This window comes from Agrobacterium cavarae, from assembly GCF_004310285.1.
Lineage (GTDB): Bacteria > Pseudomonadota > Alphaproteobacteria > Rhizobiales > Rhizobiaceae > Agrobacterium > Agrobacterium cavarae.
The window spans coordinates 474,548-484,480 of record NZ_SISF01000023.1; the positions used below are offsets into that span (position 1 = coordinate 474,548).

Genomic DNA, 9,933 nt, shown 5'->3' on the forward strand with positions numbered 1-9,933 from the left:
TCAAAACTCCTGGTTTCGAATGGCCGGAACAGTGTCCGGCTTCAGATTACGGAAATGGGGAAGGCGGCTAAATCAGCCGATGATGCCCATGATGTCGGCTTCCTTCATGATGAGAAGGTCTTCGCCGTCGAGCTTTACTTCCGTGCCGGACCACTTGCCGAACAGGATGCGGTCGCCGACCTTGACGTCGAGAGCGACGATCTTGCCGGACTCATCGCGTGCGCCGGAGCCAACTGCGACGATTTCGCCTTCCTGCGGCTTTTCCTTGGCGGTATCAGGAATGATGATGCCACCCTTGGTCTTAGCTTCAGACTCAACGCGACGAACCACAACGCGGTCGTGCAGCGGGCGGAAATTGGTGCTTGCCATTGTCTATTCCCTCGATCAAATGACATTCGCGGATCGGAAACGACCCGCCTGGATTGATGTTAGCACTCTCATTTGCCGAGTGCTAGCGAGACGGAGATAAGCAGGGTGTCGGGTGCTGTCAAGAACGGCCTGTCGGAAAAATTTCATGTAAAATGGTTACTGCGATTGCATGACAGATTTTTTGCGCTCCGAAACTTCCGCTACCCACCCGACTCTGTCGGAACTCTTTTTTGTCTTCGGCCGTGTTGGCCTGTTGAGCTTCGGCGGTCCAGCGGGCCAGATCGGCATGATGCACCGCGTGCTGGTCGATGAGAAACGCTGGCTTTCCGAAGAGCGATTCCTGCACGCGCTGAATTACTGCATGCTTCTCCCAGGACCGGAGGCCCAGCAACTGGCAACCTATGCCGGATGGCTTCTGCATGGCAGACGCGGCGGCATCATCGCCGGCATGCTCTTCGTTCTGCCGGGCTTCCTCGTCATCGTCGCACTTGCGGCAGCCTATGCGCTCTATCAGGATACGCATTGGCTGCCTGCCCTTCTCTTCGGTCTGAAGGCAGGCGTGCTCGCCATCGTCATCGAAGCCTTGCTGCGCGTGGCAAAACGCGCTCTGAAGAGCCGCTTTCTTATCGGTGTTGCGGTTGCAGCCTTCATCGCACTCTTCTTTTTCGGCGTTCCCTTTCCGCTCGTCATTCTCGCTGCTGGTATTTCGGGTTTTCTGAAAGCCCGAGGAGGGCGTTCGACAAAGCCTGATGTCGAAAGCAAGGCGCCACCCCTGTTGCGGCAGATCCGAGGGGTTCTCGTCGGCATTCTCATCTGGCAAATGCCGCTTCTGCTGTTCTGGCTTCTGGCCGCGCCGAGCTCGCTCATCGAACTGCAAGAGTTCTTCTCAAGGCTTGCAGTCGTCACCTTTGGTGGCGCCTATGCGGTTCTTGCCTATGTGGCGCAGGTGGCGGTGGAAACGCATCACTGGATGACGGCAAGCGAGATGCTGGACGGCCTGGCGCTTGCCGAGGCGACACCCGGACCGCTCGTTCTGGTTCTCTCCTATATTGGCTTTCTCGCGGCGTTTCGGCATCCGGGCATGCTCGATCCGATGCTGGCGGGTGTTCTGGGCGCGAGTGTTGCCGCCTGGGCAACATTCGTCCCAAGCTTCATCTTCATATTTCTCGGTGCGCCTTACGTCGAAAGGCTGAGAGACAATGCGGCTTTATCCGGCGCCTTGTCCGCCATTACCGGTGCGGTGGTGGGCGTCATTCTCAATCTTTCGGTCTGGTTCGGTCTGCATGTGCTTTTTGGCAAAGTCGACAGGGTTGAACTTCTGCCTCAGATCAATTTCGGCATGTCCTTGCCCGACTGGCATTCGCTCGACCTTGCATCGCTTGCGCTCTTCGTCGTCTCGGCCATCATGCTGTTTCGCCTGAAATTCGGCATGCTGCCGGTGCTTGGCCTGTGTATCGGGGCAGGTTTCATCCGGCTTTGGCTCGGCTGAGGTCTTAGTTTCGCACAGGCACCCGCTGTCTTTTTCGCTTGCCATCGCAACCAGCCTTTGCGATGTCACGAGCTCGAAAATGATGGAAAGAGTTGGAAGATTCATGGCCCACCGCATTGCCACCCTTGGCGACATCACCTCCCAATTCGATGTCATCCTCTCCGATGTGTGGGGCGTGCTGCACAATGGCGTGACCGCTTTTCCCGCGGCCGGTGTCGCATTGGCCGAAGCGCGCAAGAACGGCAAGACTGTCGTCCTCATCACCAATTCCCCGCGTCCAGCCATCGGCGTCATTCCGCAGTTGCGTGCGCTTGGCGTGCCCGATGAGGCCTATGACCGCATCGTCACCTCGGGCGACGTGACCCGCGAGTTGATTGCCGAGGGACCGAAGAAGGTCTTCCTGCTGGGTCCCGAGCGCGATATGCCGCTGTTCGATGGTCTCGACGTTACGGTGGTGGGTGAGAGCGAGGCGGAAGCCGTTGTCTGCACTGGTTTCTTCGACGACGAAACCGAAACGCCTGAAGATTACACCGAGATGCTAAAGGGTTTCGTCGCCCGCTCCGCGCCGATGATCTGCGCCAACCCTGATCTGGTGGTCGAGCGTGGCGAGCGCATCATCCCCTGCGCAGGCGCCATGGCGGCCTACTTCGAACAGCTGGGCGGCGAAGTGCGTATTGCCGGCAAGCCGCATGCGCCGATCTACGAGGCGTGCTTTGCCGCGGCAAAGGAAGTGCGCGGCGCGTTCAGCAAGGACCGCGTTCTGGCAATCGGCGACGGCATGCCGACCGATGTCAAGGGCGCCATCTCCGCCGGTCTCGATCTCCTCTACATCAGCGGCGGCATTCATGCGGCGGAATACACGTTGAATGGTGAGATCGATGAGGCGCTGCTCAACAGCTACCTGAAAAGCCAGAATGCGGCGCCCGGCTGGTGGATGCCGCGTCTGGCCTAAAGCGAGTCGCGATCTTTCAGATTCGCGCCTTACGCTTTAGGTCCTTGTTTGTCGCATGTCGTTATCGCAAAACCGGTGGCCACTTTTGCGCGACACGCTTTAGAAAGTTTCCGATGACCGTGTTCCATCGCAATGAGAAGAAAGAGCCGCTTCCGGACGCATTGAAGGGTGGCGTTGTCGCGATCGGTAATTTCGATGGTGTCCATCGCGGCCATCGCGCCGTGCTGGATCAGGCGCTGGAGCTTGCAAGATCGCGCGGCGTTGCGGCCCTTGTCCTGACATTCGAGCCGCATCCCCGCACTGTTTTCCGGCCGGAAACGCCGGTCTTTCGTTTGACGCCGGCGCCGCTGAAAGCGCGCCTTCTGGAGGCTGAGGGCTTTCAATCCGTCATCGAATATCCCTTCGACAAGACATTTTCGCAGCGTTCGGCGGAAGATTTCGTCAAATCCATTCTGGTCGACTGGCTGGGTGCTGGTGGCGTCGTCACCGGTGTCGATTTCCATTTCGGCAAAGGCCGCGAGGGCGGTCCGGCCTTTCTGATGCAGGCAGGTAAGCGCCATGGCTTCGATGTGACGCTGGTAGATTCGTTTCGTGATGAGGGTTCGGACGTGATTTCATCAAGCCGTATTCGGGACTGTCTGGCCAAGGGTGATGTGGTTGGTGCCGCTGGTCTGCTTGGCTATCGCTTCACGGTGGAAGCAGAAATTATTCGCGGACAGCAGCTTGGCCGCACACTCGGTTACCCGACAGCCAATATGGCGCTGCCACCCGAAACGGAGTTGAAGCCTGGAATCTATGCGGTGCGTTTCAGACAGGCCAACGGAACGCTGCATGACGGTGTTGCAAGCTTCGGCTATCGCCCGACGGTCACGGAGAATGGCGCAGCCCTTCTTGAAACCTTCGTCTTCGATTTCAGCGGCGATCTTTACGGCCAGATTTGCTCGGTTTCATTCTTCGGCCACCTGCGCGATGAGCTGAAATTTGATGGGCTGGAGCCACTTGTCGTTCAGATGAAGAGGGACGAGGAGGAGGCAAGAGCGCTTCTTTCAGGCGTCACGCCGCTCAGCGACGTCGATGCCAAGATCGCTTTTTGACGAAGCGGATCGCTCCCCGTGATCAATTCCCTTTTCAAACAGGCTGAAACGTCCTAAACAACCGGCCATGAACCAATATCGGTCGACGTTCATATCCCGAATTATTGGCCCGGCCTTCCGCCCGCTCTGAGAGCCGGAAGGTCCGGGATTTTGGCGCTTGTTTCAAGCATGTCGTCCGGACATGCGTCAGACGATCCAGGCGCCTTCGCTAAGCCCTCTTTTTTTGATGAGACGGCGCGAGCCTCATTCGGCGCCGCGATAATGGTACGATCATGAACGACACCGCAGAAAAAATCGATTACTCCGCAACGCTTTACCTGCCGCAGACGGACTTCCCGATGCGCGCCGGTCTGCCGCAAAAAGAGCCGGAGCTGGTCAAGCGCTGGCAGCAGATGGACCTCTACAAGAAGCTGCGCGCCTCTGCCGCTGGCCGCGAGAAGTTCGTGCTGCATGATGGCCCTCCTTACGCAAACGGCAACATCCACATCGGCCACGCGCTGAACAAGATCCTGAAGGACGTCATCACCCGTTCCTTCCAGATGCGTGGTTACGACTCTAACTACGTCCCCGGTTGGGATTGCCACGGCCTGCCGATCGAATGGAAGATCGAGGAAGCCTACCGCGCCAAGGGCAAGAACAAGGACGAAGTTCCGATCAACGAATTCCGCAAGGAATGCCGTGACTTTGCCGCTGGCTGGATCAAGGTTCAGTCGGAAGAGTTCAAGCGTCTCGGTATCGAAGGCGATTTCGACAATCCCTATACGACGATGAACTTCCACGCCGAAGCGCGCATCGCCGGCGAGCTATTGAAGATCGCCAAGAGCGGCCAGCTCTATCGCGGGTCCAAGCCTGTCATGTGGTCGGTCGTCGAGCGCACGGCGCTGGCGGAAGCGGAAGTCGAGTATCACGATGTCGAAAGCGACACGATCTGGGTGAAATTCCCGGTCGTCGAGGGTTCGGCCGAGCTTGAAGGCGCCTCGATCGTCATCTGGACCACGACGCCATGGACGATCCCTGGCAACCGTGCGATCTCCTTCTCGTCGCGCATCCAGTATGGCCTTTACGAAGTCACGGCTGCTGCTAATGATTTTGGTCCGCAGCCTGGCGAGAAGCTCGTCTTTGCCGACAAGCTGGCAGCCGAATGCTTTGCCAAGGCGAAGCTGGAATTCAAGCGCGTCCGGGACGTTTCTTCCGACGAGCTGGGCAATCTCGTCAGCGCCCATCCGCTTGCTGGTCTCGGCTACGATTTCAAGGTGCCGTTGCTCGATGGCGATCACGTTACTGACGATGCCGGTACGGGCTTCGTGCACACCGCTCCCGGTCACGGTCGCGAAGACTTTGACGCCTGGATGGCGCAGGCGCGCCAGCTGGAGGCGCTCGGCATCTCGGCAAAGATCCCCTTCACCGTCGGTGATGATGGCTTCTACACGGAAGATGCCCCCGGCTTCGGCCCCTCGGCAGAGGGTGGCGCTGCCCGGGTGATGGACGATAACGGCAAGAAGGGCGATGCCAATGAGCGCGTCATCAAGGCGTTGATCGCGGCCAACAACCTGTTTGCCCGTGGACGCCTGAAGCACAGCTATCCGCATAGCTGGCGCTCCAAGAAGCCCGTCATCTTCCGCAACACGCCGCAATGGTTCGTCTATATGGACAAGGAATTGGGCGATGGCACCACGCTGCGCTCGAGAGCCCTGTCTGCAATCGACGACACGCGCTTTGTTCCAGCCGGTGGCCAGAACCGCCTGCGCGCCATGATCGAAAACCGCCCGGACTGGGTCCTCTCGCGTCAGCGCGCCTGGGGCGTTCCGATCGCCGTCTTTGCCGATGACAAGGGCGAGGTGCTTTTGGACGAAGCCGTCAACGCCCGCATCCTTGATGCTTTCGAAGCCGAAGGTGCCGATGCCTGGTTCGCCGAAGGCGCCAAGGAGCGGTTCCTGGGCAACGACCATGATCACGCCAAGTGGCACCAGGTCATGGACATTCTCGATGTCTGGTTCGACTCGGGCTCCACCCATACCTTCACGCTGGAAGACCGCCCGGACCTGAAATGGCCGGCGGACGTCTATCTCGAAGGTTCAGACCAGCATCGCGGCTGGTTCCATTCGTCGCTGCTGGAAAGCTGCGCGACGCGTGGCCGTGCCCCTTACAACGCCGTCGTCACCCATGGCTTCACCATGGATGAGAAGGGCGAGAAGATGTCGAAGTCCAAGGGCAACGTCGTGGCACCCCAGGATGTGATGAAGGATGCAGGCGCGGATATCTTGCGCCTGTGGGTCATGACCACCGATTACTGGGACGATCAGCGTCTCGGCAAGGCGATCATTCAGACCAATGTCGATGCTTATCGCAAACTGCGCAACACCATCCGCTGGATGCTTGGCACGCTCGCCCACGACAAGGGCGAGGAGATCGCCTATGCCGATCTGCCGGAACTGGAAAAGCTCGTTCTGCACCGCTTGAGCGAACTCGATAAGGTGGTACGCGAAGGCTATGATAGTTTCGAGTTCAAGAAGATCGCCCGCGCGCTGGTGGATTTCTCCAACGTCGAGCTCTCGGCCTTCTACTTCGATATCCGCAAGGATGCGCTCTACTGCGATGCACCGTCTTCATTAAAGCGCCGCTCCGCGCTTTACGTGATCGCCAAGCTTTTCGATTGCCTCGTGACATGGCTGGCACCGATGCTGCCATTTACAACGGAGGAAGCCTGGCTTTCGCGCCATCCGGGTGCCGAGTCTGTTCATCTTGAACAGTTCCCGACCATCCCGGCCGAATGGCACAGCCCGGCAGTCGATACCAAGTGGGAGAAAATCCGCAAGGTTCGCACGGTGGTCACCGGCGCGCTGGAAGTTGAGCGACGGGAAAAGCGCATTGGCTCCTCGCTGGAAGCGGCACCGGTGGTCCATGTTGCCGATCCGGAGCTGATGGCGGCACTTGAAGGCCAGGACTTCGCAGAAATCTGCATCACCTCGGCAATCTCCGTGGTTGCGGGCGAAGGTCCGGCGGATGCATTCCGTCTCGGCGAGGTGCAGAAGGTCGCGGTCGAGCAGAAGCTGGCGGAAGGGCAGAAATGCGCTCGCTCCTGGCGGATCACGACCGATGTTGGTTCCGACCCGCAATACCCGGACGTTTCGGCCCGGGACGCGGCAGCGCTGCGCGAACTGGGCGTCGGCGTCTGAGACCTCGTTTGCTCAAGAAAATTGCCGGGTGAATTGCGCTTTTGCCCTTCATCCGGTAAACCTGCCTGAAAATGGTCGGAATTACGCATCAAGGGGTGCATCCGGTCGTCGGGACAGCCGCGCGCGCATAAGAAGATCAGGGTGATTTTCGTGAGGCATATCGCGTGGTTTTAATATGTAGAGCGTCTGTTTTGCGTCATTCGTGCCGCGCGGCGTTCTTGGGCGGAAGGGTTTCATGAGCATGACGCAGAGTTTTCGCATGTATCGCACCGTGGCAGGCATTTCCTTTGCCTGCCTGGCGCTGAGCGCGTGCACCAGCCCGACCTATGGTACGGGCAAGTCTGCAAGCGAACAGCTCCTGGACGATCTTGGTAACGCCACCTCGATCACCGGTGATCAGACAAAGCGTAATGTGAAGTACAATCCGCGCCCCGGTCTTGTCGTTCCGGCCCAGGCCCGTGCCGAGCAATTGGCCCAGCCTCAACAGAGCCTTGCCAACCGCGAGACTAATCCGCAGTGGCCGGAAACCCCGGAAGAGGCACGTGAGCGTCTTCGTGCGGAAGCCGAGGCCAACAAGGACAACCCAAACTATCGTTCGCCGCTCTTGGCAGGCAATGGCACCAACGGCCAGATGACGGAAACCCAGAAGTGGGAAGCATTCCGCAAGGCCAAGGCGGACGCGCAGGGTGGTACGGTGGTCAACACCAACACGCGCAAATATCTGACCGATCCTCCGGTCGAGTACCGCAATGTTTCCCAGGATCAACTGGCCGATCTCGGCGAGCCTGAACTGAAGAAGGAAAAAGAGCGCAAGAAGAACGCTGCTCTGGCCGGAACCGGCAAAAGCTGGTGGAACCCCTTCCAGTAATCCTCCCAAGGTTCATCTTACAAACGCGACGCCTCTGACGTCGCGTTTTTGTTTTCGGTATCTTTCTCTACGGAGTTTGTCGTGACGCTGCTGATCCGGGACGCGGTTGCCGCCGATGCGCCCACCATTTTGCGCTTCATTCGTGAGTTGGCCATCTACGAGAACGCCGAGCACGAGGTGAAGGCTACTGTCGAAAGCATCAGGGCCTCCATTTTCGGTGAGGGATCCGTCACCTCTGCGCTGATCTGCGAACGCGAGGGCCAGCCGATCGGCTTTGCCGTCTGGTTCCTCAGCTATTCCACCTGGCTTTCAAGGAATGGACTTTATCTGGAAGACCTCTATGTCACGCCCGATGCGCGTGGCTCCGGCGCTGGGAAGGCAATGTTGAAGCGTTTGGCTGCCATTGCAGTGGAAAAAGGCTGTGGTCGCTTCGAGTGGAGCGTTCTGGATTGGAACGAGCCGGCCATCCGCGTCTATCAGGCCATTGGCGCCGAAGCGCAGGACGAATGGGTGCGGTACCGTCTTTCCGGTGACGCGCTCAAGGCTTTTGCCTCAGGCGATTGATGTGTTCAGCGCCTTCAGTCGCGCTTGTTTTGAAAGAAGGCACGCAGGATTTCGGCGCTCTCCACCTCGGCAAAGCCGGAATAGACCTCCGGTGCGTGATGGCAGGTCGGCTGGTTGTAGAAGCGAACGCCGCTTTCCACGCCGCCGCCCTTTGGGTCGTTCGCGCCGTAATAGAGACGGCGGATGCGGGCAAACGAGATTGCCGCTGCGCACATAGTGCAGGGCTCCAGCGTGACGTAAAGATCGGCACCGGGCAGCCGCTCCTGGCCAAGTTCTTCGCAGGCCATGCGCATCACGGCGATTTCGGCATGGGCGGTAACGTCGTTCAATTCACGCGTGCGGTTGCCGGAACGTGCGAGCACGCGGCCTTCATAAACGAGGACGGCGCCGATCGGCACTTCGCCACGCGCACCCGCTGCCTGCGCTTCTTCCAGCGCAATGTCCATGAAATGCGTCGTTTCCGCCATGCTTCTTGCAATTTCCTCTTAACCGTCGCCGCGTGACCTGATAGGACACGGCAAACAACAGGCAAACAACAAATGACATTTAAAGACAAGCCGAAGCGCGCCGGTGGCAAGACGTTCGACCGTGACAGGAGGCCGAAATCATCGGCAAAGCCGTCATCTGATGCGTCGGCGGGACGCGACAAGAAGACTTTTAAAGAGAAGCCGGAAGCAGCAGCCGTGGTAGAAACGGTCGCCTCCAAGCCGGAACGCATTTCCAAGATCATGGCGCGCGCAGGCGTGGCCTCGCGCCGCGATGTCGAGCGCATGATCATGGAAGGCCGCGTGTCTTTGAACGGCGTCAAGCTGGATAGCCCGGTCGTCAATGCGACGCTGGATGACAAGATCGAAGTCGATGGCGTTCCGATCCGTGGCGCTGAGCGCACGCGCCTATGGCTCTATCACAAGCCTGCTGGCCTCGTGACCACCAACTCCGATCCGGAAGGCCGTCCGACCGTATTCGACAACCTGCCAAAGGAACTGCCGCGCGTTCTCTCGATCGGTCGTCTGGACATCAACACCGAAGGCCTGCTGCTGCTCACCAATGATGGCGGTCTGTCGCGTGTGCTTGAGCTGCCGACCACTGGCTGGCTGCGCCGCTACCGCGTGCGCGCCCATGGTGAGGTCGATCAGGCAGCTCTCGACAAGTTGAAGGACGGCATCGCCGTGGACGGCGTTCTCTATGGCGCGATCGACGCGACGCTCGACCGCACGCAAGGTCACAATGTCTGGATCAGCATGGGCCTTCGTGAAGGCAAGAACCGCGAAATCAAGAACGTGCTCGGCGCCCTTGGTCTAGAGGTCAACCGCCTGATCCGCGTGTCCTACGGTCCGTTCCAGCTGGGCGATCTGCCGGAAGGTCATGTCATCGAGGTTCGCGGCCGCATGCTGCGTGACCAGCTTGGACCGCGCCTGATC

The 9,933-nt window shown here is 59.2% G+C and carries 9 protein-coding genes; 7 read left to right on the forward strand and 2 right to left on the reverse strand.

Going from position 1 to position 9,933, the window contains the following annotated elements:
- Positions 1-72: 72 nt before the first annotated feature.
- Positions 73-369, reverse strand: coding sequence for a co-chaperone GroES (gene groES / locus EYC79_RS05285; protein WP_062425989.1), 297 nt, complete (start codon positions 367-369; stop codon positions 73-75).
- Positions 370-538: 169 nt separating this feature from the next.
- On the opposite strand from groES, the gene chrA reads away from it, so the two are divergent.
- The 6 genes from chrA to EYC79_RS05315 all read left to right on the forward strand — a co-directional run bounded on the left by chrA (position 539) and on the right by EYC79_RS05315 (position 8,512).
- A complete protein-coding gene (gene chrA, locus EYC79_RS05290; protein WP_130977344.1) occupies positions 539-1,858 on the forward strand; it encodes a chromate efflux transporter in 1,320 nt (439 codons plus the stop codon).
- Positions 1,859-1,961: 103 nt separating this feature from the next.
- Complete coding sequence (locus EYC79_RS05295) at positions 1,962-2,810, forward strand: TIGR01459 family HAD-type hydrolase (protein ID WP_130977345.1); 849 nt, start codon at positions 1,962-1,964, stop codon at positions 2,808-2,810.
- 113 nt (positions 2,811-2,923) lie between these two features.
- Entirely contained in the window at positions 2,924-3,904 is a 981-nt protein-coding gene (locus tag EYC79_RS05300) for a bifunctional riboflavin kinase/FAD synthetase (RefSeq protein WP_130977346.1), read from the forward strand.
- 272 nt (positions 3,905-4,176) lie between these two features.
- A complete protein-coding gene (gene ileS, locus EYC79_RS05305) occupies positions 4,177-7,080 on the forward strand; it encodes an isoleucine--tRNA ligase (protein WP_130977347.1) in 2,904 nt (967 codons plus the stop codon).
- Positions 7,081-7,315: 235 nt separating this feature from the next.
- Entirely contained in the window at positions 7,316-7,948 is a 633-nt protein-coding gene (locus tag EYC79_RS05310) for a hypothetical protein (protein WP_062425984.1), read from the forward strand.
- A gap of 81 nt (positions 7,949-8,029) precedes the next feature.
- Entirely contained in the window at positions 8,030-8,512 is a 483-nt protein-coding gene (locus EYC79_RS05315; protein ID WP_130977348.1) for a GNAT family N-acetyltransferase, read from the forward strand.
- Between the two features lie 14 nt (positions 8,513-8,526).
- Here the strand turns inward: EYC79_RS05315 and EYC79_RS05320 are convergent, their stop codons facing one another.
- Entirely contained in the window at positions 8,527-8,979 is a 453-nt protein-coding gene (locus EYC79_RS05320; RefSeq protein WP_113271877.1) for a nucleoside deaminase, read from the reverse strand.
- 72 nt (positions 8,980-9,051) lie between these two features.
- Between EYC79_RS05320 and EYC79_RS05325 the strand changes: the two genes are divergently transcribed.
- Positions 9,052-9,933: pseudouridine synthase (locus EYC79_RS05325; RefSeq protein WP_130977349.1), on the forward strand; the 882-nt coding region annotated here is incomplete at its 3' end.